Raw genomic sequence first — 26990 nt, 5'->3', positions numbered from 1 at the left:
GGGCGAAGTCCCCGCCGCGCCGACCGTGGCGGCCGTGGCCCCGGGCGCTGCCTCGACGGAGCACAAGGACCTGGCCGCCGCCCCCGGCACCTCCCAGCATGAGGGAGCCACGCCAGCCGCCACGGTACCCGTCACGCCGATCGTCACGGCCGCCAACGGCGGCACGCCGGGGCCCTCGCCGGCCGACCTGCGCGACGGCCAGCGCCTCTCGTTCAACGAGCCGATGTACCTGATGTTCGGCGCGCACAACGGCGCCAACGCCAAGTTCCAGATCAGCTTCAAGTACCGCATTTTCGAGGGCGAGAACCCGAGCTCGAAGCGCGTGCTGGACAACCTGTACTTCGCCTACACGCAGTTCTCGCTATGGGACCTGAACGACGAGTCCCGGCCGTTCCGCGACACCAACTACCGGCCCAGCCTCTATTACTACCTGTCCGATACGGGCGTGAAGAACCGTGTGATCAGCCGGCTCTCGCTGGCCACCGGTTTCGAGCACGAGTCGAACGGGCGCGATGGCGACCAGTCGCGCAGCGTCAACACGCTGTTCCTGAAGCCGACGATATATTTCGGCGACCAGACCGACTGGCACTGGCGCGTGGCGCCCAAGGTCTACGGCTACGTCGGCAAGAGCGACAACGAGGACATTGCACACTATCGCGGCTACATGGACCTGCTGGTGGCCTACGGCCGGCCCGATTCGTGGGAATTTGCCGCCACGCTGCGCAAGGGCACGCGCAAGGGCTATGGCAGCGTGGATGCGCAGCTCACCTACCCGCTCGCGCGGCTACTGCCGGGCACGGCCGGCTATCTGATGGCTGGCTACTTCTACGGCTACGGCGAGAGCCTGCTCGACTACAACCAGAAGACGCCGTGGCAGTTCCGCATCGGCTACGCGCTGTCGCGCTGATCAGCCGGCCAGCGGCTTGCCCTCGGCCTTGAGCCGCGCGTTGCCGACGGCGGCCGCAAACTGGCCGTGGCCGTGCCAGCCCGTGGCGCGGCCCAGCTTCTTGCCCCGCTGGAAGAACATGAACACCGGAATGCCGTGCAGGCCGAAACGCTTGCCCAGCTCGGGGTGTTCGTAGACGTTGGCGTGCAGCCAGCGCAGGTTCAACGCGCGGATCGGGTCCGGGTTGGCGAGCATCGCCTTCTTGGCCATCTCGCAGTTGAAGCAGTCCACGCCCCAGAAGAACACGCAGACCAGGTCGTCACCGGCAGCGGCGATGGCCGCGTCGATGGTGCTCCCATCGACCGCCTGCATGGCGAAGGCGTCGAAGGCGCGGTGATCGAGATGAGGGGATTGAGCGTCGTCTGACATCGTGGGGTTCCTGGAAACAACAACGCCCGGGCGTTGCGGCACCGGGCGTTGGGTCATGCTTCGGGGGTCAGGCTTTGCGCGGCTTAGCGCGGCGCCGAGACCGTCACCAGTGCCGGGCGCAGCACGCGCTCGGCAATCATGTAGCCACGCTGGAGCACGTTCACCACGGTGTTGGGTTCCTGCTCGGACGGCACCATCGAGATCGCCTGGTGACGATGCGGGTCGAACTTCTCGCCCACCGGGTTCAGCTCGACAATCTTGCCGCGCTCGAAGGCAGCGGCCAGCTGGCGGGCGGTCAGCTCCACGCCTTCGCGCAGCTTCTTGAGATCGCCGGTGTTGTCGGCCAGCGCAGCCTGGAGGCTGTCCATCACCGGCACGAGGTTGTCGGCGAAGTTCTCGATCGCGAACTTGTGTGCCTTGCTGACCTCTTCCTGCGACCGGCGGCGGATGTTCTCGCCCTCTGCCGTGGCGCGCAGGAACAGCTCGTAGTTTTCCTTGGCCTTGGCCTCCAGGTCGGCCACCTGCTGCGTCAGGCGGGCCACATCATCGCCGGCCGGGGCGTCCGTGCCAGGCTGCTGGGCGCGCAGGGCATCGTCTGCCGCCTGCGGCGCGCTCGAAGCTGGGGATGGCGTCTGGGTCTGATTCTGTTCTTCCATGTCGATCCGTATCAAATCTAAAACTCGGCCCGCCTGGCGCAGGCCGTCGGGTGGGTCGGGATGCCAAACCGGCAAGTCTAGCCGCAGTTGGCGCCGGTCCCCGCTTTTTCAAGTGTGAAGGGGGCGAGACGCCGAAATACGCGGTTACAAAGCCGTGATTCATGCAATCTGGTGTTCATTGCTTTGCTGCAACGCAATGACTAAGATCTATCAATGAAAAATGACAAAAATAACGGGAGCACGCTGGTGGATTATTTTGGTGCATCCTTCGGAAGGTTCGTCATGCACAAGCTTCCTGTCGTAACGGTGTGCCTGCTCGCCGCGCTGTCGGTGATGACACTTTTCATCTGCGCCTCCGGCGCATTCACGCCGCGTGAGACCGAGTATGGCAGTGGCAAGGCGGTGTTCAAGCACTATATCGTTCCGTACTTCCCGTACAACCGCTGAATCCATCCCTAGCTTCTGAAACCGTCGATCCGGCGCCGGTCGCGCTTGGTCGGGCGGCCCTGCAGCTGCGCCGTCGGCTCGGGCTGCATGCGCCGCCGTTCCGCCTCTTCCTGGCGCCGGGCCTGGCTTTCCGGGGTTTCGGCATACAGCGTCTGCGCCACGGGCGCCGACCCGCGCGAGGCGGCCACGCCCTTCACCTCGATCTCCCAACGCTGCTGGTGCGCGTCGATCCTCACGGCGTCGCCGGGCTTCACTTCCCGTGAATTCTTGACCGGCTGGCCGTTGACCTCCACCCGGCCCCGCTCCACGGCCTCCGCCGCCAGCGAGCGCGTCTTGAAGAAGCGCGCGCACCATAGCCATTTGTCGATGCGTTGCCGGGCATCCGCCTCGAAGTCCACGTCCATCGTCTAACTCCTTGATTCCTTATGCCGCAGCGCCCCGGGTCTGCGCCCGCGAGCGCCGCGCTTCCAGCTCGTGCGGATGTGGCTGGCGCAGCGGCCAACCCTGCAGATGCTGCAGCGCGATCTCGGCCAGCCCGGCAATCCAGTAGTCCGCATCATTCAGGCAGGGAATGAACTGGAATTCCTGTCCGCCCGCCACGCGGAATTCGGACTGCCCTTCCATGGCGATTTCCTCGAGCGTCTCGATGCAATCGGCCGGGAAGCCGGGGCAGAACACATCCACGCGATGCGTGCCGACCTTGCCCAGCTCGGTCAGCGTCGGCGCGGTATAGGGCTGGAGCCATTCGGCCTTGCCGAAACGAGACTGAAAGGTCACTTGATACTGGCCCGGCTGCAGGCCCAGCGCCTCGCCCAGCATCCGTCCGGTCTTCAGGCATTCGCAGTGGTAGGGGTCGCCCAGATCCAGCAGCCGGCGCGGCAGGCCATGGAAGGACAGGATCAGCTTGTCGCCCCGGGCGAAGTCCGGCATGCCGTGCTGCGCCCAGAAGCCGCTCACCTGCTGCTGCAGGGCGGAAATATAGGCGGGATGGTCGTGAAAGTGCTTGATTAGTCGCAATTCCGGCTGATTCCGCCAGCCGGCCAGCACGCGGAAGACCTCGTCGAACGCCGTGGCCGTAGTCGTGCCTGAGAACTGCGGATAAAGTGGCAACAACAGCACTTGCTCCGTACCCTGCCGGCGTAGGGCCTCCATGACCGAGGCAATCGACGGATTGCCGTAGCGCATGGCGCAGGCCACGGTCACATCGTGGCCGAGCCGGTGCATGTGCTGCTGGAGCGCGTGGGCCTGCCGCTCGGTGTGCACCAGCAGCGGCGAGCCGGTCATGTGCGCCTCGCGCAGCCAGATCGATTCGTACTTCATGGCCGATGCGCGCGAGCGGAACGGCAGGATCAGCCCGTGCAGGATCGGCAGCCAGGCCAGACGCGGGATCTCGACCACGCGCGGATCGGACAAAAACGCCTTCAGGTATCGCCCCACTGCCTTGGGCGTGGGCGCATCCGGCGTGCCCAGGTTGATAAGCAGGATGGCCGTGCGGGGCGCCTGGCCATGCTGGTAAGCCGGTTCTGCCGAGAACGTCATAGGGTTTCCGGAAATGGCGGGCGCCACGCGCGCGTTGTCACGTGGCGTGCCCGCGCGCAGCAATCAATTCTGGGAGAGCGCGCTCGAGAGCAGCCGCGCGGTGATGTCGACGATCGGGATCACCCGTTCGTAGGCCATCCGCGTCGGGCCGATCACGCCGAGCGTGCCGACGATCTGTCCATCGACACCATAGGGCGCGGTGATGACGGCCATGTCTTCGAGCGGCACGAGCTGGCTTTCGCCCCCGATGAAGATCTGTACGCCCTGCGCGTGGCTCGAGACATCGAGCAACTGCAGCAGGTTGGTCTTGTGTTCGAAGACATCGAACAGCCGGCGCAGCTTGTCCATGCTGGACGACAGGTCTTCCACCTCGAGCAGCTTGCGCTCGCCGGAGATGAACACCTGGTCGTCGTCCTCGGCCATGGCGCTGCTGCCGGCCTCCACGGCGGCCTGCATCAGCGCTGACATGTCGCGGCGGAGATCCTGCAATTCCACCCGCAAATGGCTGCGCACGGCATCGAAACTCATGCCGGCGTAGTGGGAATTGAAGAAATTGGCCGCCTCGATCAGCTGGGCGGGGGTGTACGGCAGTTCAGTCTGGATGATGCGGTTCTGGACGTCGCCCTCGGGGCTGACGATGATCAGCAGGATGCGCTTCTCCGACAGGCGCATGAACTCCACCTGGCGGAACGACTGGCCCCGGCGCGGCGTCATGATCACGCCGGCAAAGCGCGAGAGGTTAGACAGCGTGTGCGCGGCGGCGGTAATCATCCGCTGCGGCCCCAGCTGCTGCCCGGCCAGCTGGCCCTGGATCTGGCCGGTCAGCGCGGCCAGTTCGGCCGTCATCTCCACCGTGCCGCCCTCCAGCGGGCGCGCCGTAAGCATCGAATCGACGAACAGCCGGTACCCGCGCGGCGTGGGAATCCGGCCGGCCGACGTGTGCGGGCTGGCGATGAACCCCATTTCCTCGAGGTCGGACATCACATTGCGGATGGTCGCCGGCGAGAGATCGAGACCCGAGTACTTGGACAGGGTGCGCGAGCCCACGGGCTGGCCTTCGGCGATGTAGCGCTCGATCAGGGTCTTGAGAAGCGTTTTCGAACGTTCGTCCATAGTGCCCCGATTTTAAACAACTTTCCCCGGTTCGGGCGGGCTTCGCACCGGTGCGTGCCCACCTACTGACAATGGTCACGGCGGTATGGTCTAATCCCGGCATGTCTGCCCCCCAGAACCCAGCCATCGCCCCCGCCGCTGCGCCCCGCGCCGCGTTCCAGACCGTTGCCCTGGTCGGCCGGTACTCGACCGCCGGCATCGAGGGCCCGCTCGAGGAATTGGCCGCCTGCATTTCCCGCAACGGCCAGGACGTGGTCTTCGAGCGCGAGACCGCACAGGCCACCGGCCTCTCCGGCTACCCGGTATTCTCCGCCGACGAGATCGGGCGCGAGGCCGACGTGGCCGTGGTGCTCGGCGGCGACGGCACGCTGCTGGGCCTGGCCCGCCAGCTGGCCGGGCTCGACGTGCCGCTGATCGGCGTGAACCATGGCCGGCTGGGCTTCATGACCGACATCCCGCTGGAGGACGTGACGCGCGCCCTGCCCGAGATGCTCGCCGGCCGCTACGAGGCCGAAACCCGCATGCTGCTGGAATCCCGCGTGATCCGCGACGACGGCGTGATCTTCTCCGCGCTGGCGTTCAACGACGTGGTGGTCAACCGTTCCGGCATTTCCGGCATGGTCGAGCTGGCCGTCTCGGTGGACGGCTATTTCATGTACAACCAGCGTTCGGACGGCCTGATCGTCTCCACGCCCACCGGTTCCACCGCCTACGCGCTGGCCGCCGGCGGGCCGATCCTGCATCCTACGCTGTCCGGGCTGGTGCTGGTGCCAATTGCCCCGCACGCGCTGTCCAACCGCCCGATCGTGCTGCCGCACGACGCGGAAGTGACGATCGAGGTGGCCACCGCGCGCGACGCGAGTGCCAATTTCGACATGCAGTCTCTGACCTCGCTGCTGCAGGGCGACCGGATCGTCGTGCGCCGCTCGAGCAAGACCGTGACCCTGTTGCATCCGGTGGGCTACAACTACTACGCCACGCTGCGCAAGAAGCTGCACTGGCACGAATACCCGACCGAGGACAACCGGCTCTGAGCCGGCCCCCACTCCCCCCAAGGCCACGATGCTCCGCAGCCTGTCCATCCGCGATTTCGTCATCGTCGATACGCTCGACCTCGACTTCACCACCGGCTTTACCGTCTTCACCGGCGAGACCGGCGCCGGCAAGTCCATCCTGATCGATGCACTGGCCCTGGTGCTCGGCGAACGCGCCGACGCCGGCGTGGTGCGCGAAGGCAGCACCCGCGCAAGCATCAGCGCCACCTTCGGCACGCACGCAGCGCTCGACGCCTGGCTGGCCGAGCGTGAGCTGTCCGGCGACGAGACCGGCCTGGACGGCGAAGGCACCGTGCTGCTGCGCCGCACCGTCGATGCGGGCGGCCGTAGCAAGGCGTTCATCAACGGCACGGCGGCCACGCTGGCCCAGCTGCGCGAGGTGGGCGACCAGCTCGTGGACATCCACGGCCAGCACGCCCACCAGCTGCTGCTGCGGCCGGACGCCCAGCGCCACCTGTTCGACGCCCACGCGGGCCTGACCGAACAGGCCGGCGCGGTGGCGGAGGCGTGGCGGGCCTGGCGCACCTGCGTGCGCCAGCGCGAGGCCGTGGAGTCGCAATCGCGCGAAATGCAGCTTGAGCGCGAGCGGCTGGAATGGCAGGTGGGCGAACTCGACAAGCTGGCGCCCCAGGCGGGCGAATGGGAAGAGATCCAGGGCGAATACAACCGCCTCTCGCACGCGGCCGGCCTGATCGACGGCAGCCGCGCCGCGCTGGACGCGCTGTCCGAGGCCGACGGCGCCGTGCTGTCCGTGCTCAACAGCGTGGTGCACCGGCTCCAGCAACTGGCCGATGTCGATCCCGCGCTGCGCGACGTGCTCGCCGCGCTGGAACCGGCGCAGGTGCAGATCGAGGAAGCCGCGCATTCGCTGACGCGCTACGTCGACCGGCTCGAACTCGATCCGGAACGCCTGCAGGCCGTGGAAGCGCGCATGCAGGCGCTGCACACGGCGGCGCGCAAGTACCGCCTGCCGCCGGAGCAGTTGCCGGACGAACTGCTGGCCCGCCGCCAGCAACTCGACGACCTGCAGGCCGCGCAGGACATCAACAAGGTGCTGGCCCGCGAGGCCGCCGCACGCGCCGCCTACCTGACGCTGGCGCGGCACCTGTCCGCCGCGCGCAAGACCGCCGCCAAGGCGCTGTCCGGCGCCGTCACGGACGCCATGCAGGGCTTGTCGATGGCTGGCGGCACCTTCGTGGTGGCACTGAATCCGCTCGACGAGGCCGAAGGCCAGAGCCACGGGCTGGAGCAGGTGGAATTCCTCGTCGCCGGCCATGCCGGCGTGACGGCCCGCCCGCTGGCCAAGGTGGCGTCCGGCGGCGAACTGGCCCGGATCAGCCTGGCCATCTCGGTCATCACGAGCGAGGCCGCACCCACGCCGACGCTGATCTTCGACGAAGTGGATACCGGCATCGGGGGCGCCGTGGCCGAGGTGGTGGGCCGGCGCCTGCAGGAACTGGGCCGCGCGCGCCAGGTGCTCTGCGTGACCCACCTGCCGCAGGTGGCGGCGCAGGCCGGCACGCACCTGCTGGTCAGCAAGGAGACGGCCGACGCCACGAAGGCCCGGGCCGCCGTCACGCGGTCCAGAATCCGCGTGCTCGACGCCGAGGGCCGCGTCAACGAGACCGCGCGCATGCTGGGCGGGGCCACGGTCACCGCCACGACGACGCAACACGCGCAGGAGATGCTGGCGCAGGGCGCCCGCGCCGCCGAGCTGGCCGCGAGCCAGGCTGCAAATCAGGCCGCAAATCAGGCCACCACCGCGCCGCGCGAAGGGGGCTCGCGCCGCCCGCGCCGGGCCGCCGGCTGAAGCGCGCACCGTCGCCACGTCCGCATCCCGCTATATATATAGATACAGATCTCAGGAGCTTCGCCCCATGACCGCTGGTCAGTCCCCGCAACACCCCCGCCCCCGCCCCCGCCGCAGGGTCCTGGCGATGGCGCTGGCCGCCGTTGCCTCGCTGGCATCGCTGGGCGCCGTCTCGGGCTGCGCGTCGGAGTCGAAATCGTTCGCGCCGCCGCGCGGCAGCATCACCGACGACCGCGCCATCGGCGATATCCTCGTCAAGTTCACGCCGCCCGAGGTGACGGTGTCCGAGGACGCCGGCAAGCTGCTGGCGGGGATCGAGGGCCCGGTCCGGTACGTGGTGAAGCGGCCGATGTCCGGCGGCGTGTGGCTGGTCACCGCCATCACGGCCGTGCCCGACATCACGCTGGACCAGGCCGTGGCCACGCTGCAGGCCGCGCCGCGCGTGGAATCGGCCACGTCGGACCGCACGCTCAAGCCGCATCGCACCATGCCCACCAGCCGGGACATGCCAGCACAATAAAGCGCCCGTTTTCCTGTAGGTTGCTGTTCAGCAGTTCGCATCGCACTACCAACGCCCCCAGGAGTCGTAGATGCCACACCACACGCTGAAGCGCGGCCTGCGCGCCGCCCAAGGGCTGTCCGCCGCACTGCTGGCCGTGACCGCATGCTGGAGCCTGCCGGTGACCGCGCAGGGCCCCACCGGGGCGCGGGCCGCGCCGGTCTACACGGGCAACTACATCGTGCGCTGGCGGGATGGCAGCCAGTCCGTCACGCCCACCCAGATGCGCACCGTGGAGGCCAACACGGGCCTGGCGCTCGGCGTGAAGCGGCCGATGGCGGGCACGCTGCAACTGATGAGCGTGACCGACGCCAAGGGCGACAACCCCGAAACGGTGGCGAAGCGGCTGCGCCAGGACCCGCGCATCGCCGATGCGGTGCCCGACCGCTGGCTGCGCCTGCACGACACCATCCCCAACGACCCCGAATTCGCCGGCAACCAGACCTACATGGGCCTGCCGAGCCAGGTGGTGGGCGCCGCCAACCTCACGCGCGCGTGGGACCGCTCGCGCGGCAGCAGCAGCATCGTGGTGGCCGTGGTCGACACCGGCTACCTGCCCCACCCCGACCTGGTCGACCGGCTCGTGCCGGGCTACGACTTCATTAGTAGCGCGACCGTCTCGCAAGACAACGTAGATGGTCGTGATAGCGATCCCACCGATCCGGGAGACTTTGTTCCAGCCGGCCAGACCTGTCAGGACGGCAGCGGCCAGGCCAACAGCACGTGGCACGGCACGCGCGTGGCCAGCGTGCTGGGCGCGCTGACCAACAACGGCGTGGGCATCGCCGGCGTGGACTGGGCCGCGCGGATCCAGCCGGTGCGCGTATCGGGCCGCTGCGGCGCGCTGTTATCCGATACGGTTGACGGCATGCGCTGGGCCGGCGGGCTCGCCGTACCCGGCGTGCCGGCCAATGCGACGCCGGCCAAGGTGGTCAACGTCAGCCTGGGCGGTGGCAGTTGCTCGTCCATCGAACAGCAGGCCGTCAACGACCTGAACGCCGCCGGCGTGGTGGTCGTGGCCGCAGCCGGCAATTCGGCCGGCGCCGTGGAAGCTCCCGCCGACTGCACCGGCGTCATCGCCGTCACCGCCCACGCCAACGATGGCGAGAACGCCAGCTTCGCCAACGTCGGCCCGCAGGTCGCCCTGAGCGCCCCGGGCGGCGGCTGCGGCAACTCGCGCGTGGTGATGATCGGCAACACCCCCACCTGCTCCACGCCGGGCGGCTCGTCGCTGATCCGCACGCTGAGCAATTCCGGCACGACCACGGCCGGCAACTTCGTCATCAGCAACTCCGCCGGCACCAGCTTCGCCGCGCCGATGGTCTCCGGCGTGGTGTCGATGATGTTCGCGGTCAACGGTGCGCTGACGCCAGCCCAGGTCACCGCCGGCCTGAAAAGCTCCGCGCGCCCCCATCCGGCCAACACCTACTGCACCGCAAGCGCAAACGTCGGCAAATGCGGCGCAGGGTTGCTGGATGCCGACGGCGCGCTGGTAGCAGCGGCCAACCCGGCCGTCACGGCTACGCCTGCACCGGCGCCGGCGGCCTCCTCGGACAGCGGTGGCGGCGGCGGCGGTGGGGCAATCGCGCCCTGGAGTGCGGTGGTGTTGCTGGTGGTTGGGGTGGTGGGATTTGGGATGCGGCGGCGGGTTCGCTAGCGCCCTGCCCCATTCCCCCGCCGCGTGCGCCACCATTCCTGCAGCACCCAGCATGCCAGCCCGGCGATCGCGCCGGCGGCGTGGGCGGCGCGGACGATGCCGAAGCCCCAGGACGGGTCGAAGACGAGTGCAGCGAGCCAGGATTGCTCGGTCCAGACCTTGCCGATGACCACCACGCAGGTGATGACGCCAATCACGCGCGAGAAGCCCGGGGCTTGCAGCAGCCGCAGGCCGGCCCAGAGGGCCAGCCCGTGCAGCGCACCGGACAGCCCGCCGTACCAGCCGACCGAGGGGATGTTTAGCAGGGCCACCTGAACGGCCAGCCCGCTGATGACGAGGATCGCCAGCATCTCGCGGATGCGGGTGGCGCGGCCGGCGAGTAGCAGCAGGCCGGCGGCGGCGGCCATGTCCGCCAGATAGTGACGCCAGTCCAGATGCACCCACATCGCCGTGGCCACGCGCCACCACTGGCCGTCCAGCCGCACCGCGTCGCGCAGGTACAGGCCGTGGGCGTACAGCCAGGGGACGAAGGTGAACAGCGCGGCCAGTCCGGCCACGCCGGCGATGGTCGCCAGCATGGCCGGCCAGCCGTGGTCGGGCTGGGGCGGGACCGAACTACTCACCGAAGACCGCGCGCCACAGCGCCTGCACCTGCGCGGTCTGGTCCGCCACGGAGGCCGGCGGCACGCGGGCCTGGTCCTGGCCATCGAGCCGCAGCTTGTGCTGGCGTGCGCGGAACAGCCGGTAGGCGTCGCCCACGGCCACGGCGAGGGTCTTGTCGATCAGGCCAAGCTCGCCGGCCATGCGCAGCAGCGCGATATTGCCCTTGTTACCGGTCAGCGACGGATGCGCGCCGCTGTGCAGCAGCACGAGGTACTGCACCGTGAACTCGATGTCGACCATGCCGCCCCGGTCGTGCTTGAGGTCGAACAGCGGCGTGGGGTTGGGATGGCCCTCTGCCACCTTGGCGCGCATCTGCACGATTTCGTCGCGCAGCGCGGCGGCGTCGCGCGGCTGGCGCAGCACCTCCTCGCGCAGCGCCTCGAAGCGCGCGCCAATCGCGCTGTCGCCGGCGCACCAGCGGGCCCGCGTGAGCGCCTGATGCTCCCAGACCCAGGCGGTGTTGTCGCCCTCGCGCAGTTGATAGCGCCGGAACGCGTCGAAGCTCGTCACAAGCAGCCCCGCCGCGCCGTTGGGCCGCAGCCGCATGTCCACATCGAACAGCATGCCGGCCGCCGTGTGACTCGTGAGCCACGTAATCAGGCGACGGGCATAGGCCGCGTAGACGTCCGGCGCGCGCTCGTGGTCGTCGTCATACAGGAAGATGATGTCGAGGTCGGACGCATAGCCCAGCTCCTTCCCGCCCAGCCGCCCGTAGGCGATGACCGCGAAGCGCGGCGTCTCGGCGTGGCGCGTGGCCAGCTGGGCCCAGACCGCCCCGAGCGTGACTTCGAGCATCGCGTCGGCCAGGTCGGAGAGGCGGTCGGCCACCTGCTCCACGGTCAGCAGGCCGTGCAGGTCCTGCAGCAGGATCCGGAAGGTCTCGGCGTGGTGCTCGCGGCGCAGGATGTCCATCTGCATCTCGACCTGACCGTGCGCCACCTGCAGGCGCTCGGCCACGCGGGCGCGGAAGGCGGGCCAGTCCGGCGCGCTCGCCAGGGCCTCGCTGTCGAGCAATTCGTCCAGAAGCTGCGGATGGCGGGTCAGGTAGGCCGCCGCCCAGCGCGAGGCATGCAGCGTCTGGGCGACGCGGTCCATCGCCTGCGGGTACTCGGATAACAGCGAGAGATACGACGCCCGCCGGCTGATCGCATCGAGAAAATCAAGGAAACGGGCGATGGTGCTGTCGGCATCGTCCTGCTTGTTGGCGAGGTCGAGCGCGCGGTTGACCAGTTGGTCGAAGCGTGCCCGGCTCGACTCGGACAACGCGCGGTAGCGTACCGAGGTGGCGATGGCGCGCAGGCGGTCGTAGAGGCCGGTGCAGTCGCTGAAGCCGGCGGCCTGGAGCCGCTGGCACGGCGACGACTCGGGATCGGTCTCGTCCGGGCCGTCCTGCGTGGGCCGCGAGCCCTGCCCTTCCCGCACGATCTCGGGCCAGAGCGCCTCGCACTGCGGCGCGTCCGGGTCGCTGAACGGATCGGCGAAAGTGGCCTCGAACTGCTGCGCCACGGGCGCCATCAGCGCATTCATCTGCGCCACCAGCGCGGGCCAGTCTTCATAGCCCATCATCCGCGCCACGGCCAGCTGTTCGTCCTCGCTGGTCGGCAGGTGGTGGGTCTGGGCGTCGTCGCGGTATTGCAGCCGGTGTTCCAGCTGGCGCAGGAAGCGGTAGGCATCGGCCAGCTGCTCGGCCTGCCCCGCCGGCAGGAGGTTGCGGGCCACGGCCACGTCGAGGACCTCAAGCGTCGGCCGCACACGCAGCGCGGCGTCCTGGCCGCCGCGGATCAGCTGGAACACCTGCGCCATGAACTCGATTTCGCGGATGCCGCCGCGCCCGAGCTTGATATTGAACGAGCGCTGGTTCACGCCGTGGCCGGCCAGCCCGCCGCTGCGCTTGGCCGCCTCCGCGCGGATCTGGGCGTGCAGCGCGCGGATGGCCGCGATCACGCCATAGTCGAGGTAGCGCCGGAACACGAACGGCGTGGTCAGCCGGCCCAGCAGCGCGGCCGTGCGCGTGGCGTGAGGCGTATCCAGCGCGGAGACCACGCGGCCCTTGATCCAGGCGTAGCGCTCCCACTCGCGGCCCTGCACGACAAGGTATTCCTCGAGCATGCCCAGACTGCACACCAGCGGGCCGGCATCGCCATTGGGCCGCAGCCGCATGTCCACGCGGAACACGTAGCCATCGGCGGTCACCTCGGAGAGCAGGTTGATCAGGCGCCGCCCCACGCGGATGAAATATTCGTGGTTCGAGAGGCTGCGCGCCCCGCCCTGGGTATCGCCATCCTCGTCATAAAGAAAGATCAGGTCGATATCTGACGAGACGTTGAGTTCGCGCCCGCCCAGCTTGCCCATGCCCACCACCACCAGTTCCTGCACCTCGCCGCTCTGGGCGCCGGTGGGCCGGCCGTAGGTGGCGGCGAGGTCATCGCCGAGCACGCGCAGGCCGAACTGGATGCCGAGTTCGGCGAGGTCGGTCATCGCGCCCGTGATCTCGCCGAGCGGGGCCAGCCCGCGCAGGTCGCGCTCGATCACCACGCACATGACTTCGGCCCGCAGCCGGCGCAGCGCCTGGGCGGCGGCGGCCTCGGCATCGGCAGACGGGGCGTGGAGCGCCTGCAGCCGTGCCTCCATCCAGGTACGCGTCAGGGGCGCCCGGGCGGCATCCGCCACCACGGCGGCCAGCTCGGGGCGCGCCTGGAGCACGCGGCGGGCGTAATGGGAGGCCTGCCCCGAGTACAATACGTCGCCCTCGCCGGCGGCATTGGAATCCGTGGCGGGTAACGCCCTGGCCATCACCGTGGCATAGGCCCCTTCGACCATGTTGCCGATGGGTCCAGGCGGCGCATCCGGCGCCTCGGTGGGAAGGGGGTGAGCCGGGGCGGCGCCCGCGGCGGAACTCGTCGGATCAGGGACAGTCATTCCAGTAACTTTGCAATGCGGGCAGGCGCCGTGGCGATACGCGGTGGCGCAACAACGCACCCTTATCGACCACTTTGGAGAGCGGCTAGTATTGTCGGATAATCTGCGCATGTCCAGACGCCCCGCCGCCCCTGCCGCGCCCGCCGACGGTTCAACGTCCGCCAGCGCCGCTGCCGAGGCGTCCGCCGCCACCGCCGGCCCGGCTTCCCAGGCTTCTCATTCCTCCTCCGCACCCGCGTCCGGCGTGGCGTCCGGCGTGGGTGCGCGGCTGCGTGCGGCCGCCCGTGGCGGCTGGCGCGCGCTGTGTGCCGGCGTGACGCATCCGGTCTGGCCCCGGCTCTGGCGGGTGCTGGTGCGCATCGTGCTGGCGCTGGCCGCGCTGGCCGTGGTGGCGGTGCTGCTGATCCGCTTCGTGCTGTGGCCGCAGGCCCATACTGCGCGCCAGTGGCTGGAGCAGCAAGGCTCGGCGGCGTTGACCGCCCAGTTGACCATCGGCGAGCTGGATACATTCTGGGACGGTTGGCATCCGGCGTTCCGCGCACGCAACGTGCGCGCCGTGGACAGCCAGCAGCGCGTGCTGCTCTCCGCCGGCACGCTCGACGGCAAGCTCTCCTGGCATTCCGTGCCGGCGCTGACCGTGCAGTTCGCCAGCCTGATGGCCGAGCGCACCGATGTGCTGGTGCGCCGCACGCCCGAGGGCCGCCTGCTGGTGGCCGGCGTGCCGATCGAGGCGCACCCGTCCACCACCAGCGACGACCCGTTCCTGAACTGGCTGCTCGCCCAGGGCCATATCGAGCTGATGAGCGGCAACCTGCGCTGGCTCGACGAAAAGGCCCGCCTGCCGCAGCTGGACGTGGCCGACATCCATTTCACCGCGCACCGCAACGGTGCCCAGCACACGCTCCGGCTGGAGGCCCGCAGCGCCTCGCTGGCGCCCCAGCCGCTGGTCTTCCAGGCCGCACTGCGCCACGACTACCTGCGTGCCACCGGCGACTGGCGCCACTGGACTGGCCAGGCCAACTGGGACTTCAGCCAGATGCAGCTGCCGGTGGTGCAGCGCTACCTCGCCATCTTCGACCACGTGGACAGCGGCGTCTTCAGCACGTCCGGTTCGGTCGATTTCCGCGAAGGCCACCTGATCGGCAGCCAGATGCGGATGCGCGCCACGGGCGTGGACCTGCAACTGGCCGGCGCCGCCGAGCCGCTCAAGCTGGCCAACGCACAGGCGCTGCTGCTGCACAAGGGCGACCGCGCCGGCAACCACCAGTTGACCATCGACACGCTGCTCTGGCAGCCCGAACCACTGACCGGGCCGCCTTCGAGCGCCGATACGACCTGGCGCGAAGGCATGCGCAAGGTCACCGTGAACTGGACCCGCGACGATCGGGGCGAGTTGCGCAAGTTCGCGCTCAAGGCGCCGACGTTCGACCTGAACACCGTACGCGCGCTGGCTACCTCCCTGCCGCTGGATACCGCGCTGCTGCGCCAGTTGCGCGTGCTCCAGCCAGCCGGCCATATCGACAACCTCGACGTGGCATGGTCGCGCGAGCGCGCCGGGCTGCTCTCACGCAGCCCGGGCGCGTCCCACTACGCCGTGCAGGGCACGCTGCGCAAGGTCTCGGTGAACAGCCAGCCGGCCGTACCGGCCATGGCCGCCGATGGCCTGCCCCGCGCCGGCACGCCGGGCTTCGCCCAGCTTTCAGGCAATTTCAGTTTCGATGACCGCCAGGGCACGGCGCGCGTGGACAGCACCGATGCCGCGCTGATGTTCCCGGGCGTGTTCGAAGAGCCGCGCATCCCGTTCGACGAACTGCGCGGCGAAATCCGCTGGACGCAGGAGTCCGGCAAGCTCGCGGTGCACACGGATGGCGTGCGCTTTGCCAACGCCGACACGGCCGGCACGGTGCGCGGCACCTGGCGCGCCGGCGGCGACGGCCACGGCGGCATCGCCGATATTTCGGGCGAACTGGACCGCGCGCTGGCCAACCGCATCGTCCGCTACCTGCCGCTGACGCTGCCCAGCACACGCCATTACCTGGGCGGCGCGCTGGTCGGCGGCGAGGCCACCGGCGCCAAGTTCCTGATCAAGGGCGACCTGGCCCACTTCCCGTTCCATCCGCCGTTCCAGAAGGCGGGCGACTTCCGCGCCGAGATTCCGGTGCAGAACGTGAGCTACCAGGTAGCACCGCACGAGACCGGGCCCAACGTGACCGGTGGCGTGAATGGTGGCGTGAATGGCAACGGCCACGGCAAGACGAACGGCGGCACCGCCTGGCCCGACTTCACCGACATCCAGGGCAATGTGATGTTCGAGCGCGGCAGCCTGACGTTCCTGGCCAAACGGGCGGCGGTGCGCGGCGTGCCGGGCGTGGTGCTCCAGAACGTCAACGGCCGCATCGACGATCTGAGCGACCATGGCCACCTGATGATCGACGGCATGGCCAACGGGCCGGTGCAGAGCTTCCTGCGCTTCATCGCCAATACCCCGGTCAAGGGCTGGTCCGGAAACGTGACGGAAAACTCACACGCACCGGGCCAGGGCGACCTGAAGCTGAAGCTTGACCTGCCGCTGCATCACGCGGCCGGCACCAAGGTGGACGGCCAGTTCCGCTTCCCCGGCAACGATGTGACGCTGTTCCCGGAACTGCCCACGCTCTATGGTGCGACGGGTGTGGTGGCGTTCGACGAGCACGGCTTCCGGCTCGACAACGTGCGCGGCCGCTTCCTTGGCGGCGAGACCCGGATCGGGGGCGGCACCCAGTCCGACGGCACCACGCGCGTGACCGTGGGCGGTACCGCCACGGCGGCCGGCCTGCGCGAGGCGCTGGCCGCGGCGGGCAGCAACGCCGGCACGCATATGGAAGGTGCCACGGCCTACAACGCCGAGATCGGCATCCGCGACAGGCATCTCCAGATCCAGGTAGGCTCCAGCCTCGTCGGCATGGCGCTGAACCTGCCGGCGCCGCTGGTCAAGACGGCGGCCCAGGAAATGCCGCTGCGCTTCGACCTGCGCCCCGCTACGGCGGCGGCCCGCGCCGGGCAGGACGACCTGACTGTGCAACTCGGCAACGCGGTGTCGGCGCGCTATATTCTGCGGCGCGGCGCCGAGGGCCTGGAGGTCATCTCCGGCGGCATCGGCGTGGGCCAGCCGGCGCCGCAGCCTGCCAGCGGCGTCACGGCGGCACTGACCACTGAGCGGCTCGATGTCGATGCCTGGCGCAACGCGCTGGGCGGCACGGTGCCAGCGCCGGCCGCGCCGGGCCGCGACAACCCGAACAACGTCGATCGCAACTCGCCATTCCTGCCCGAACGCGTGACCGTGCGCGCCAAGGCGCTCGATGCGTTCGGGCGCAGCCTCGACGACGTCTCCCTCGACGCCAACCGCGAAGGCAGCGGCTGGAACGCGCAGATGACGTCGCGCCAGATCGCCGGCACGGCGCAGTGGCGGCGCGATGCCAGCACGCCATCCGGCTCGCTGTCCGTGCGGTTGTCGCGGCTGGACTTCCCCGAGGCCGCCGATGACGGCCACGCCACCGACACCATGGCGCGCAATATCGAGGAACTGCCCGCGCTGGACCTCGTGGCGGAGAAGTTCGTGCTGCGCGGCAAGGATTTCGGCAAGCTGGAAGTCAAGGCGCACACCAGCCACGCCGGCAACGAGCCGGTCTGGACGCTGGACAACCTCACCATCGAGCAACCGGGCGCCACGCTGACCGGCAACGGTACCTGGCGCGTGCCGCGCCGCCTGCGCGATGCGGTGGCGAGCGGCTCCGCCTCCCCCACCGAGGGCCGCCGCACGCTGCTGAACTTCAAGCTGGACATCCGCGACGCCGGCGACGTGCTGGACCGCATGGGCATGGCGCACACGCTGCGCGACGGCAAGGGGGCGTTCGAAGGCCGCATCGCGTGGCGCGGCTCGCCGCTGTCGATCGACTATCCGTCGCTGTCCGGCCGGCTCTCGCTGAAGCTGGAAAACGGCCAGATCCTCAGCGTGGAGCCGGGTGCCGCACGCCTGCTGGGCGTGCTGAGCCTGCAAAGCCTGCTGAAGTTCGCCACGCTCGATTTCCGCAGCCTGTCCAACCGGGGCGTGGTATTCGACGACCTGACCGGCAGCGGCACGATCGAGAACGGCGTCGGCAAGATCGACGAATTCCAGCTCAAGAGCAGCCAGATGATGGCGTCGATGACCGGCACGGCCAACCTGCTGCGCGAGACGCAGGACCTCCAGGTCTCGGTGGTGCCGCGCATCAACGCCACGACCACCTCGGTGGCGGCCGCGTTCATCAATCCGGTGCTCGGCATCGGCACGCTGGCCGCCCAGTTGCTGTTCGCGGACGAGTTCTCCAAGGTGTTCACGCTGCACTATCACGTGTCCGGATCCTGGGCCGATCCCAAGATCACGAAAGTGGAGGACAATAAGCCCCGACAGCCGTCGATCCAGGAGCGCGCGACCGAGTTCCTCCGCTAGAAACCGGCTCGCCGCCCCGACACAGGACGCCCCACGATGACCGCTTCCGCCGCACCCTCCGCCCCTTCCACCCCGTTCCGCGTCGCCGCCGTGCAGACCGTGACGGGCACGTCGCTCGATGCCAACCTCGCCCGCGCCGACGCGCTGATCGCCGAGGCCGTGCGCGGCGGCGCCGAACTGGTGCTGCTGCCCGAGTACTTCTGCATGATGGGCCGGCAGGAGACCGACAAGGTGGCGATTCGCGAGCAGGACGGCGACGGCCCGGTGCAGCGCTTCCTGGCCGATGCCGCGCGGCGCCACCGTGTCTGGCTGGTGGGCGGCACGCTGCCGCTGCACTGCGGCGACGAAGGCCGGGTCTACAACACCTCGCTGGCCTTCGACCCGCGCGGCGAACGCGTGGCGCGCTACGACAAGATCCACCTGTTCGGCTTCACCAGGGGCACCGAAAGCTACGACGAGTCCCGCACCATCCTGGCCGGCACCGAGCCGGTGGCGTTCGAGGCGCCGTGCGGCCGCGTGGCGATGTCGGTCTGCTATGACCTGCGCTTCCCCGAGCTGTACCGCCATCTGGCCGCCGGCGGCGGCACGAGCTTGATTCTGATGCCGGCCGCCTTCACCTACACCACGGGCCAGGCGCACTGGGAGATCCTGCTGCGGGCCCGGGCGATCGAGAACCAGTGCTATGTGCTGGCTGCGGCACAGGGCGGCAAGCACGAGAACGGCCGCCGCACGTGGGGCCACACGATGCTGGTCGATCCGTGGGGCGAGGTGCTCGGCGTGCTGCCCGAGGGCGAGGGCGTGGTGGCCGGCGTGATCGATCCGGCGCGGCTGGCGGAAGTCCGCCAGAACCTGCCGGCGCTGCGGCATCGGGTGCTGTAGCATCTACCCCAACGACTACGATCTGAAGCCGGCCCGTGCCGGCTTCAATGAATGCTGAAAGGACAATCATGAACGCCGGTGATCTCGGAATCCGCAACCTGGCCACGGCGCAGCAACTGCTGCTGGCGCCGTATGGGCTCGACGAGGCCAAGCTCCAGCGCGTGCTGGCCGACATCTTCACGCACAAGGTCGACTATGCCGACCTGTACTTCCAGTACACGCGCAATGAGGCGTGGAGCCTGGAAGAAGGCATCGTCAAGTCGGGCAGCTTCAGCATCGACCAGGGCGTGGGCGTGCGCGCGGTGTCCGGCGACAAGACCGCGTTCGCGTATTCGGACGACATCAGCCTGCCAGCGCTGTCGCAGGCCGCGGCGGCCACGCGCACCATCGGCAAGAGCGGCAGCGGCCGCGTGAAGGTGGCCGGCGCGCTGGCCTCCCAGACCGGGCGTAACCTCTATACGCCGAACGATCCGCTCGACTCGATGACCGCCACCGAGAAGGTGGCGCTGCTGGAGCGCATCGAAAAGATGGCGCGCGCCAAGGACCCGCGCGTGGTGCAGGTCATGGCCGGGCTGGCCGGCGAGTACGACGTGGTGCTGGTGGCACGCAGCGACGGCGTGATCGCCGCCGACGTGCGGCCGCTGGTGCGCGTGTCGGTCACGGTGATCGCCGAGCAGAACGGGCGGCGCGAGGTGGGTTCCTCGGGCGGCGGCGGCCGCTATGCCTACGGTTACTTCAGCGACGAACTGCTGGCCAAGTATGTGGACGAAGCGGTGGCATCGGCGCTGGTGAACCTGGAGGCGCGCCCCGCCCCGGCCGGCGCGATGACCGTGGTGCTCGGCCCGGGCTGGCCCGGCGTGCTGCTGCACGAGGCCGTCGGCCACGGGCTGGAGGGCGACTTCAACCGCAAGGGCTCGTCGGCCTTCGCCGGCCGCATGGGCGAGCGCGTGGCGGCCAAGGGCGTGACCGTGGTCGATGACGGCACGCTGGCCAACCGGCGCGGCTCGCTGAACCTCGACGACGAGGGCAACCCGACGCAATGCACCACGCTGATCGAAGACGGCATCCTGCGCGGCTACATCCAGGACACGCTCAATGCGCGCCTGATGAAGATGCCGGTCACCGGCAACGCCCGCCGCGAGAGCTACGCCGCCCTGCCGATGCCGCGCATGACCAACACCTACATGCTGAACGGCGACAAGGACCCGGCGGAGATCATCGCCAGCGTGAAGCGCGGCCTGTACGCGGTGAACTTCGGCGGCGGCCAGGTGGACATCACCAACGGCAAGTTCGTGTTCTCGGCCAGCGAGGCGTATCTGATCGAGGATGGCAAGATCACCACGCCGGTCAAGGGCGCCACGCTGGTCGGCAACGGCCCCGAATCGCTCAAGGACGTGACCATGATCGGCAACGACATGCGCCTGGACTCGGGCGTGGGCGTGTGCGGCAAGGAAGGCCAGAGCGTGCCGGTGGGCGTGGGCCAGCCGACGTTGCGGATCGAGAACATGACCGTGGGCGGCACCGCCTGAGGCCAGGAACTGATCCGGGATCGATGGCGGCGGCATGCCATTTTTGGTGAAATCTGTTGCGATTCCACGCGATTGACGCTTGCCATCGATCTTGAAAAGCGATATAAAGATGCTTCGTTGTCGGGCGTGTGGCGATTGCGAGCCATGATTTAAGGGATGGCCGCGCAATTAAATGCCTTTTCAACACGCACCACAGCATAAATTCGACGCATCACCCAGATTCCGACACAAGCTGACCCGAAACACCGCCATGTCCGCCAAGTTTTACTTTTACTTTTTTAGCGATCTCGCACCGCTGGCGGATGGAGAGGGACAGTTGTAAGCAGCCCGAAATTCAGAAAAAGCCGCCAGCGAACCTGGCGGCTTTTTTTATCCCCGCCACGGCCGCGTCGCAACCCACCACCAGACTAACGACCTCACAAAGACCCGGAGCCATCATGCTGAAGAACACCGACGACCTGCGTATTCGCGAACTCAAGGAACTGTTGCCGCCCGCGCACCTGATCCGCGAGTTCGCCTGCTCGGAGGCAGCGTCCGACGTGATCTACGGTGCCCGCCAAGCCATGCATCGCATCCTGCACGGCATGGACGACCGCCTGATCGTCATCATCGGACCCTGCTCGATCCACGACACCCGTGCCGCGCTGGAATACGCCAAGATGCTCAAGGTGCAGCGCGACCGCTTCGCCAACGAGCTGGAAGTGGTGATGCGGGTCTATTTCGAGAAGCCGCGCACCACGGTGGGCTGGAAGGGGCTGATCAACGACCCACACATGGACGGCAGCTTCAAGATCAACGACGGCCTGCGCACCGCGCGCGAGGTGCTGCTGAACATCAGCGAGCTGGGCGTGCCGACCGGCACCGAGTACCTCGACATGATCAGCCCGCAATACATTGCCGATCTGGTCAGTTGGGGCGCGATCGGCGCCCGGACCACGGAATCGCAGGTGCACCGCGAGCTGGCGTCGGGGCTGTCCTGCCCGGTGGGCTTCAAGAACGGCACCGACGGCAACGTCAAGATCGCCGTCGATGCGATCAAGGCCGCCTCGCAGCCGCACCATTTCCTGTCGGTGACCAAGGGCGGCCATTCGGCCATCGTGTCGACCTCCGGCAACGAGGACTGCCACATCATCCTGCGCGGCGGCAAGACGCCGAACTATGACGCCGCCAGCGTGCAGGAAGCGTGCGACGCCATCTCGAAGGCCGGCCTGGCCGCGCGGCTGATGATCGATGCCTCGCACGCCAACAGCAGCAAGAAGCACGAGAACCAGATCCCGGTCTGCGAGGACATCGGCCGCCAGATCGGCGGGGGCGACCAGCGCATCGTCGGCGTGATGGTGGAATCGCACCTCGTGGCCGGCCGCCAGGATCACGTGCAGGGCACCCCGGTGGAGAACCTGACCTACGGCCAGTCCGTGACCGATGCCTGCATCGGCTGGAATGACTCCGTGACCGTGCTCGAGACCCTGGCCAACGCGGTAAAGCAGCGCCGCCTGGTCACCGGCAGCGGCAACTGACGCTACGGTAGCCACCGCAGCGCCGGCGCAACAAAAAGCCGCTTCCTCGGAAGCGGCTTTTTTACATCCCCGCGCGGGGACTTACTTCTTCAGGACCAGGTCGCCGGGCAGCGACTCGATATACGCGGCGATGTCCTTCAACTCCTTGCGCGTGAACGGGCGCGGCTTGCCGTTCTTGTCGGTCACGGCCGGGTTGGCGTTGACCTGACCGGCCATGATCGCGTTGGTACGGCCCACCAGGGGGTTGCCGCTGATCTGGTACGACACCAGCGCGTGGTAGAGGTAGTCCGCATGCTGGCCAGCCAGCTTGGGATAGTCGGGCGTGATCGGGGCGTTCATGCCCGCGCCGTGGCAGGCCACGCAGGCGCCCTTCTCCACCAGTGCCTTGCCGGCAGCGATGTCGGCGGCGGCGGCCGGGAGGGTGGCAGCGCCCAGCACGAGCGCGCCCACCGCGAATCGGAGCTTGTTCAGCGTCATCAGCGTCATCAGCGTCTTCATGTCTCTGAGCCTCTTACTTCAGCGTGTTGTTCTTGGTATCGGCCTTCTGCTGCGAGTAGTAGGCCGCCACGTCTGCAATGTCCTTGTCCGAGAGGCTCGCGGCAATCCCCCGCATCGTCGGATGCTTGCGATCACCCTTCTGATAGCTCTTGAGCGCGTTTTCAATGTACTTGGCGGTCTGGCCGCCCAGCATCGGTACTTCGTATGTCTCCGGGAATGATGCACGGTAGCCCGGAATGCCGTGGCAACCAATGCACATTGCAACCTTGTCCTTGGCAGTGTCCACATTGCCCTTTGCGTCCTGGGCCTGCGCAGCCGTTGCGGCCGCGCCCAACACCACCATCGTGAGGAGCTTTTTCATTGTCTTTAGATGATTGGGAAGTGTTAAACCGTGCGTGACCTGCCCTGCTGGCCGGAGACGGTTTGGGAACGGGGGTGGGGATGCAATCGCGGAAAAGCGTTGTGGATGTGCCGCGGGTGCTCTGACACCATTCTGCAACCATCTCGCGCTTGTTGCCGGCACCGGGGGATCTGCCATGACAACGGGCAGACTGCCGGGCATGTGGGAACTTGACTTTGGGGGCGCGTCAAACCGGCGCATTGTACCGCAGGCGACACGTGGCAGTCCAGACGACCGGACCCGGGTGTCCCCCACTAAACGCGAATCGGTTTCTGCTTTTATACTGGCCCATTCCGCCTAAAACAGGTTGCCTCATGTCCACGTCCGCCAACGCCAATCCGTCTCCGTCCACGCGCTTCGAGGGCAGCGCCCAGTACGTTGCCACCGATGACCTGAAACTGGCCGTCAACGCCGCCCGCACGCTGCAGCGGCCGTTGCTGATCAAGGGCGAGCCCGGCACCGGCAAGACCATGCTGGCCGAGGAAGTGGCGGCCGCGCTGGGCATGCCGTTGTTGCAATGGCACATCAAGTCGACCACCAAGGCCCAGCAGGGCCTGTACGAGTACGACGCGGTGTCGCGCCTGCGCGACTCCCAGCTCGGCGACGACAAGGTCCACGACATCCGCAACTACATCGTCAAGGGCGTGCTCTGGCAGGCTTTCGAGGCCGACGAGCCCGTGGTGCTGCTGATCGACGAGATCGACAAGGCCGACATCGAATTCCCGAACGACCTGCTGCGCGAACTGGACCGCATGGAGTTCTACGTCTACGAGACGCGCGAGCTGATCCGGGCCAGGCACCGGCCGATGGTCATCATCACCTCGAACAACGAGAAGGAGCTGCCGGACGCCTTCCTGCGCCGCTGCTTCTTCCACTACATCAAGTTCCCCGACGCGGACACCATGCAGCAGATCGTGGACGTCCACTACCCGGGCATCAAGCGCGAGCTGGTGGCCGCCGCGCTGGACGCGTTCTACGAGATGCGCAACCTGCCCGGGCTGAAGAAGAAGCCGAGCACGTCCGAGCTGATCGACTGGCTCAAGCTGCTGATGGCCGAGGACATTCCCGCCGAGGCGCTGCGCAGCCCCGACCGCAAGGCCGCGATTCCGCCGCTGCACGGCGCGCTGCTGAAGAACGAGCAGGACGTGCACCTGTTCGAGCGCCTGGTGTTCATGAACCGCGCGAACCGCTGATCCGCATGGCTTTCGTCCAACCCGTCACGCTGACCGGGCGCCACGCCACGCTCGAGCCGCTCTCGCCCGACCACGCCGCCGGCCTGCGCGAAGCCGCCGCCGATGGCGAACTGCACCGGCTCTGGTACACCAGCGTGCCGACGCCCGAGGGCATGGAGGCCGAGATCCGCCGCCGCCTGGACCTCCAGGCGCGCGACCTGATGCAGCCGTTCGCCGTGCGCGACGCCGCCGGCCGGCTGGCCGGCATGACCACCTATATGAATGTCGATGGCGCCAACCGGCGCGTGGAAATCGGCTCTACCTGGTACGCGCGCCGCGTGCAGCGCACCGGGCTCAACACCGAATGCAAGCTGATGCTGCTGCGCCATGCGTTCGAAACGCTCGACTGCATCGCCGTGGAGTTCCGCACGCACTGGATGAACCACCAGAGCCGCGCCGCCATCGCCCGGCTGGGCGCCAAGCAGGACGGCGTGCTGCGCAGTCACTCGCGCATGCCGGACGGCTCGCTGCGCGACACAGTGGTGTTCTCCATCATCGCCAGCGAATGGCCCACCGTGCGTGCGCACCTGCAGTTCCAGCTCGAGCGGCCGCGCTGATCGCAGCCAGAAACTAAGGGAAATGCGATGCTGATCGACTTCTTCTTCTCGCTGCGGCACGCCAAGCTGCCGGTCTCGGTCAAGGAATACCTGACCATGCTGGAGGCCCTGCGCGCGCAGGTCATCTCGCCGTCGATCGACGAGTTCTACTACCTGTCGCGCATGACGCTGGTCAAGGACGAGAAGCACTTCGACAAGTTCGACCAGACCTTCGCCGCCTATTTCAAGGGCGTGGAGAGCCTGGTGGACTGGAAGAGCGACATCCCGCTCGACTGGCTCCAGAAGACGCTCGAGCGCGAGCTGTCCGCCGAGGAAAAGGCCAAGATCGAGGCCATGGGCGGGCTGGAAAAGCTCATGGAACGCCTGAAGCAGCTGCTGGAAGAGCAGAAGGAAAAGCACGAGGGCGGCAACAAGTGGATCGGTACGGGCGGCACCTCGCCGTTCGGCCATGGCGGCTATAACCCGGAAGGCATCCGCATCGGCGGGCCGTCCAAGGGCAACCGCACCGCGATCAAGGTCTGGGAAGCGCGCGCCTACAAGGACTACGACGACCAGGTGGAGCTGGGCACGCGCAACATCAAGGTGGCACTGCGCCGGCTGCGCCGCTTCGCGCGGGAGGGGGCCGACACCGAACTGGACCTCGACGACACGATCCACTCCACGGCCGCCAACGCCGGCCTGCTCGACATCAAGCTGCGGCCGGAGCGCCACAACAAGGTCAAGGTGCTGATGCTGATGGACGTCGGCGGCTCGATGGACGACCACATCAAGCGCGTGGAGGAACTGTTCTCGGCCACCAAGACCGAGTTCAAGCACCTCGAGTACTACTACTTCCACAACTGCCTGTACGACTACGTGTGGAAGAACAACCGGCGCCGCCATGCCGAGAAGATCGCCACCTGGGACCTGATCCACAAGTACACGCCGGACTACAAGGTGATCTTCGTCGGCGATGCCACGATGAGCCCCTATGAGATTCTTCAGCCGGGCGGCTCGGTCGAGTACAACAACCCCGAGGCCGGTGCGGTATGGCTGAACCGGATGATCGAGCAGTTCCCGCGCTTTGTCTGGCTCAACCCGGAGCCGGAGGGGCTGTGGCAGTACCGGCAGTCCATCACGGTGATCAACCAGATCATGAAGAACCGGATGTATCCGGTGACCCTGGCCGGGCTGGAACAGGCGATGAAGGTGCTGTCGAAGTAGTCCCGGCGCGGCCTTTCCGCCTCACGCCACCACGTCCACCCCTTCCATCACCCACTCCCGGAACGTCTGCAGCGCCGGCAGGTGCGCCTTCTGTTCCGGGTAGCACAGGTAGTAGCCCTTCTTCGCCAGCACGCGCGCCGGATGGGCGACGACCAGCGTGCCGGTGGCCAACTCCTCCTCGATCAGGCAGCGCGGAATCAGCGCGATGCCCAGCCCTGACACCGCCGCCTGCGTGAGCAGGGAGAACTGGTCGAAGCGGGCGCCGCTCCAGGCCTGCCGGGTGGAGACACCCAGTTCGGACAGCCAGTCTGGCCACGCTTCGGGCACCGTGGTGTGGTGCAGCAGCGGGTAGCGCAGCAGGGCTGCCGGCGTACGCGCCACCCCTTCGGGCTCCTGGGCGAGCAACCCGGGCCGGCACACCGGCAGCACCTCGCGGCCGGTCATATAGTCGGCCAGGCTCCCCGGCCAGACGCCATCGCCAAAACGAATCGCCGCATCAAGATCGGGCTGGGAAAAATCGTAGCCCTGGGCATGGGGCACGAATTCCAGCGTGACCTCCGGGTGCCGGGCGAAGAACTGCGGCAGGCGCGGTATCAGCCACTTGGCGCCCAGCGTGGGCATGCTGGCAATGTGCAGGATGCCGCCGCGCCCCTGTCGCGCGATCAACTCCACGCTGGCTGCCTCGATCTCGTTGAGGCTCGGGCGGATACGCTCCAGATAGCGCTCGCCGGCATCGGTCAGCATCAGCCGCTGGCGGACACGCTCGAACAGTTCCACGCCCAGGAACGCCTCCAGGCTGCGCACCTGCTTGCTCACGGCTCCCTGTGTGACGTGTAGCTCACGCGCGGCAACGGTAAAGCTGTTGTGGCGCGCCGCTGCTTCAAAGGCCTGCAACTCCGTCATCGACGGACATAAGCGGCGCATGCTTCACCTCCCAAATCTGACCCCCTTCAATACCAATTGGAATGATCTGG

23 protein-coding genes are annotated in these 26990 nt (G+C 68.0%); 13 read left to right on the top strand and 10 right to left on the bottom strand.

The features are described from left to right. Positions 1–907: phospholipase A (locus KHO18_RS21375; protein WP_211943821.1), on the top strand; the 907-nt coding region annotated here is incomplete at its 5' end. Here the strand turns inward: KHO18_RS21375 and KHO18_RS21370 are convergent. Both KHO18_RS21370 and grpE read right to left on the bottom strand, forming a co-directional pair. Then, positions 908–1315, bottom strand: a complete 408-nt coding sequence (locus KHO18_RS21370; RefSeq protein WP_144196130.1) for a thioredoxin family protein — start codon at positions 1313–1315, stop codon at positions 908–910. Positions 1316–1398: 83 nt separating this feature from the next. Then, positions 1399–1971 (bottom strand): nucleotide exchange factor GrpE, encoded by a 573-nt coding sequence (gene grpE, locus KHO18_RS21365; RefSeq protein ID WP_144196132.1) that lies wholly within the window; start codon positions 1969–1971, stop codon positions 1399–1401. Between the two features lie 213 nt (positions 1972–2184). Between grpE and KHO18_RS21360 the strand changes: the two genes are divergently transcribed. Next, a complete protein-coding gene (locus tag KHO18_RS21360) occupies positions 2185–2418 on the top strand; it encodes a hypothetical protein (RefSeq protein WP_144196134.1) in 234 nt (77 codons plus the stop codon). An 8-nt stretch (positions 2419–2426) separates the two neighbouring features. On the opposite strand, the gene KHO18_RS21355 is transcribed toward KHO18_RS21360, so the two are convergent. The 3 genes from KHO18_RS21355 to hrcA all read right to left on the bottom strand — a co-directional run bounded on the left by KHO18_RS21355 (position 2427) and on the right by hrcA (position 5070). Continuing rightward, complete coding sequence (locus KHO18_RS21355; RefSeq protein ID WP_144196135.1) at positions 2427–2822, bottom strand: RNA-binding S4 domain-containing protein; 396 nt, start codon at positions 2820–2822, stop codon at positions 2427–2429. A 19-nt stretch (positions 2823–2841) separates the two neighbouring features. Then, a complete protein-coding gene (hemH, locus tag KHO18_RS21350) occupies positions 2842–3957 on the bottom strand; it encodes a ferrochelatase (RefSeq protein WP_144196137.1) in 1116 nt (371 codons plus the stop codon). Between the two features lie 63 nt (positions 3958–4020). After that, positions 4021–5070, bottom strand: a complete 1050-nt coding sequence (gene hrcA / locus KHO18_RS21345) for a heat-inducible transcriptional repressor HrcA (protein ID WP_144196139.1) — start codon at positions 5068–5070, stop codon at positions 4021–4023. 101 nt (positions 5071–5171) lie between these two features. On the opposite strand from hrcA, the gene KHO18_RS21340 reads away from it, so the two are divergent. The 4 genes from KHO18_RS21340 to mprA all read left to right on the top strand — a co-directional run bounded on the left by KHO18_RS21340 (position 5172) and on the right by mprA (position 10151). Next, positions 5172–6104, top strand: a complete 933-nt coding sequence (locus KHO18_RS21340; protein WP_144196141.1) for an NAD kinase — start codon at positions 5172–5174, stop codon at positions 6102–6104. 28 nt (positions 6105–6132) lie between these two features. After that, positions 6133–7935, top strand: a complete 1803-nt coding sequence (recN, locus tag KHO18_RS21335; protein ID WP_211943820.1) for a DNA repair protein RecN — start codon at positions 6133–6135, stop codon at positions 7933–7935. Between the two features lie 67 nt (positions 7936–8002). Continuing rightward, positions 8003–8455 carry a hypothetical protein gene (locus KHO18_RS21330; protein WP_144196145.1) on the top strand — a complete coding sequence of 151 codons (453 nt, stop codon included), beginning with the start codon at positions 8003–8005 and terminating at the stop codon, positions 8453–8455. A 70-nt stretch (positions 8456–8525) separates the two neighbouring features. Next, complete coding sequence (mprA, locus tag KHO18_RS21325; protein ID WP_211943819.1) at positions 8526–10151, top strand: MprA protease, GlyGly-CTERM protein-sorting domain-containing form; 1626 nt, start codon at positions 8526–8528, stop codon at positions 10149–10151. Here the strand turns inward: mprA and rrtA are convergent. Together rrtA and glnE are read right to left on the bottom strand one after the other, a co-directional pair. Next, positions 10148–10729: a rhombosortase gene (gene rrtA, locus KHO18_RS21320; RefSeq protein WP_144196314.1), complete on the bottom strand. Its 582-nt coding sequence runs from the start codon at positions 10727–10729 to the stop codon at positions 10148–10150. The two genes, mprA and rrtA, sit on opposite strands and share 4 nt — an antisense overlap. Before the next feature lie 37 nt (positions 10730–10766). Beyond that, complete coding sequence (gene glnE / locus KHO18_RS21315; protein WP_455154942.1) at positions 10767–13634, bottom strand: bifunctional [glutamate--ammonia ligase]-adenylyl-L-tyrosine phosphorylase/[glutamate--ammonia-ligase] adenylyltransferase; 2868 nt, start codon at positions 13632–13634, stop codon at positions 10767–10769. 208 nt (positions 13635–13842) lie between these two features. On the opposite strand from glnE, the gene KHO18_RS21310 reads away from it, so the two are divergent. The 4 genes from KHO18_RS21310 to aroG all read left to right on the top strand — a co-directional run bounded on the left by KHO18_RS21310 (position 13843) and on the right by aroG (position 22126). Then, on the top strand, positions 13843–18201 hold the full coding sequence (locus tag KHO18_RS21310; RefSeq protein WP_211943817.1) for a YhdP family protein: 4359 nt from the start codon (positions 13843–13845) through the stop codon (positions 18199–18201). A 36-nt stretch (positions 18202–18237) separates the two neighbouring features. Beyond that, the gene (locus KHO18_RS21305; protein ID WP_144196154.1) at positions 18238–19080 is read left to right on the top strand and encodes a carbon-nitrogen hydrolase family protein; all 843 of its coding nucleotides are present in this window, start codon (positions 18238–18240) and stop codon (positions 19078–19080) included. 68 nt (positions 19081–19148) lie between these two features. Continuing rightward, complete coding sequence (gene tldD / locus KHO18_RS21300; RefSeq protein WP_144196156.1) at positions 19149–20609, top strand: metalloprotease TldD; 1461 nt, start codon at positions 19149–19151, stop codon at positions 20607–20609. Between the two features lie 437 nt (positions 20610–21046). Further along, on the top strand, positions 21047–22126 hold the full coding sequence (aroG, locus tag KHO18_RS21295; protein WP_186296752.1) for a 3-deoxy-7-phosphoheptulonate synthase AroG: 1080 nt from the start codon (positions 21047–21049) through the stop codon (positions 22124–22126). A gap of 81 nt (positions 22127–22207) precedes the next feature. On the opposite strand, the gene KHO18_RS21290 is transcribed toward aroG, so the two are convergent. Continuing rightward, complete coding sequence (locus KHO18_RS21290) at positions 22208–22624, bottom strand: c-type cytochrome (RefSeq protein WP_377731473.1); 417 nt, start codon at positions 22622–22624, stop codon at positions 22208–22210. A gap of 13 nt (positions 22625–22637) precedes the next feature. Beyond that, the gene (locus KHO18_RS21285; protein WP_144196158.1) at positions 22638–22985 is read right to left on the bottom strand and encodes a c-type cytochrome; all 348 of its coding nucleotides are present in this window, start codon (positions 22983–22985) and stop codon (positions 22638–22640) included. 353 nt (positions 22986–23338) lie between these two features. Between KHO18_RS21285 and KHO18_RS21280 the strand changes: the two genes are divergently transcribed. From KHO18_RS21280 to KHO18_RS21270, 3 genes are read left to right on the top strand one after another with little or no spacing between them, the layout of a single operon-like run. Next, positions 23339–24217 carry an AAA family ATPase gene (locus KHO18_RS21280; protein ID WP_149136371.1) on the top strand — a complete coding sequence of 293 codons (879 nt, stop codon included), beginning with the start codon at positions 23339–23341 and terminating at the stop codon, positions 24215–24217. 5 nt (positions 24218–24222) lie between these two features. Next, on the top strand, positions 24223–24813 hold the full coding sequence (locus KHO18_RS21275; protein WP_144196162.1) for a GNAT family N-acetyltransferase: 591 nt from the start codon (positions 24223–24225) through the stop codon (positions 24811–24813). A gap of 27 nt (positions 24814–24840) precedes the next feature. Further along, positions 24841–26016: a vWA domain-containing protein gene (locus KHO18_RS21270; protein ID WP_144196164.1), complete on the top strand. Its 1176-nt coding sequence runs from the start codon at positions 24841–24843 to the stop codon at positions 26014–26016. Positions 26017–26037: 21 nt separating this feature from the next. Here KHO18_RS21270 and gcvA read toward each other — a convergent pair whose 3' ends face one another. Further along, a complete protein-coding gene (gene gcvA, locus KHO18_RS21265; RefSeq protein WP_144196166.1) occupies positions 26038–26940 on the bottom strand; it encodes a transcriptional regulator GcvA in 903 nt (300 codons plus the stop codon). Positions 26941–26990: the final 50 nt, after the last annotated feature.

This window comes from Cupriavidus campinensis, from assembly GCF_905397395.1.
Taxonomy (GTDB): Bacteria; Pseudomonadota; Gammaproteobacteria; order Burkholderiales; family Burkholderiaceae; genus Cupriavidus; species Cupriavidus campinensis.
The sequence above is the reverse complement of the archived record's forward strand: the minus strand, read 5'-3'. Positions and strand labels throughout refer to the sequence as shown.

Coding starts and splice junctions, on each gene's coding strand:
- KHO18_RS21370 (WP_144196130.1), bottom strand. CDS start 1,315: ATGTCAGACGACGCTCAATCCCCTCATCTCGATCACCGCGCCTTCGAC.
- grpE (WP_144196132.1), bottom strand. CDS start 1,971: ATGGAAGAACAGAATCAGACCCAGACGCCATCCCCAGCTTCGAGCGCG.
- KHO18_RS21360 (WP_144196134.1), top strand. CDS start 2,185: ATGAAAAATGACAAAAATAACGGGAGCACGCTGGTGGATTATTTTGGT.
- KHO18_RS21355 (WP_144196135.1), bottom strand. CDS start 2,822: ATGGACGTGGACTTCGAGGCGGATGCCCGGCAACGCATCGACAAATGG.
- hemH (WP_144196137.1), bottom strand. CDS start 3,957: ATGACGTTCTCGGCAGAACCGGCTTACCAGCATGGCCAGGCGCCCCGC.
- hrcA (WP_144196139.1), bottom strand. CDS start 5,070: ATGGACGAACGTTCGAAAACGCTTCTCAAGACCCTGATCGAGCGCTAC.
- KHO18_RS21340 (WP_144196141.1), top strand. CDS start 5,172: ATGTCTGCCCCCCAGAACCCAGCCATCGCCCCCGCCGCTGCGCCCCGC.
- recN (WP_211943820.1), top strand. CDS start 6,133: ATGCTCCGCAGCCTGTCCATCCGCGATTTCGTCATCGTCGATACGCTC.
- KHO18_RS21330 (WP_144196145.1), top strand. CDS start 8,003: ATGACCGCTGGTCAGTCCCCGCAACACCCCCGCCCCCGCCCCCGCCGC.
- mprA (WP_211943819.1), top strand. CDS start 8,526: ATGCCACACCACACGCTGAAGCGCGGCCTGCGCGCCGCCCAAGGGCTG.
- rrtA (WP_144196314.1), bottom strand. CDS start 10,729: ATGCTGGCGACCATCGCCGGCGTGGCCGGACTGGCCGCGCTGTTCACC.
- glnE (WP_455154942.1), bottom strand. CDS start 13,634: ATGGTCGAAGGGGCCTATGCCACGGTGATGGCCAGGGCGTTACCCGCC.
- KHO18_RS21310 (WP_211943817.1), top strand. CDS start 13,843: ATGTCCAGACGCCCCGCCGCCCCTGCCGCGCCCGCCGACGGTTCAACG.
- KHO18_RS21305 (WP_144196154.1), top strand. CDS start 18,238: ATGACCGCTTCCGCCGCACCCTCCGCCCCTTCCACCCCGTTCCGCGTC.
- tldD (WP_144196156.1), top strand. CDS start 19,149: ATGAACGCCGGTGATCTCGGAATCCGCAACCTGGCCACGGCGCAGCAA.
- aroG (WP_186296752.1), top strand. CDS start 21,047: ATGCTGAAGAACACCGACGACCTGCGTATTCGCGAACTCAAGGAACTG.
- KHO18_RS21290 (WP_377731473.1), bottom strand. CDS start 22,624: ATGAAGACGCTGATGACGCTGATGACGCTGAACAAGCTCCGATTCGCG.
- KHO18_RS21285 (WP_144196158.1), bottom strand. CDS start 22,985: ATGAAAAAGCTCCTCACGATGGTGGTGTTGGGCGCGGCCGCAACGGCT.
- KHO18_RS21280 (WP_149136371.1), top strand. CDS start 23,339: ATGTCCACGTCCGCCAACGCCAATCCGTCTCCGTCCACGCGCTTCGAG.
- KHO18_RS21275 (WP_144196162.1), top strand. CDS start 24,223: ATGGCTTTCGTCCAACCCGTCACGCTGACCGGGCGCCACGCCACGCTC.
- KHO18_RS21270 (WP_144196164.1), top strand. CDS start 24,841: ATGCTGATCGACTTCTTCTTCTCGCTGCGGCACGCCAAGCTGCCGGTC.
- gcvA (WP_144196166.1), bottom strand. CDS start 26,940: ATGCGCCGCTTATGTCCGTCGATGACGGAGTTGCAGGCCTTTGAAGCA.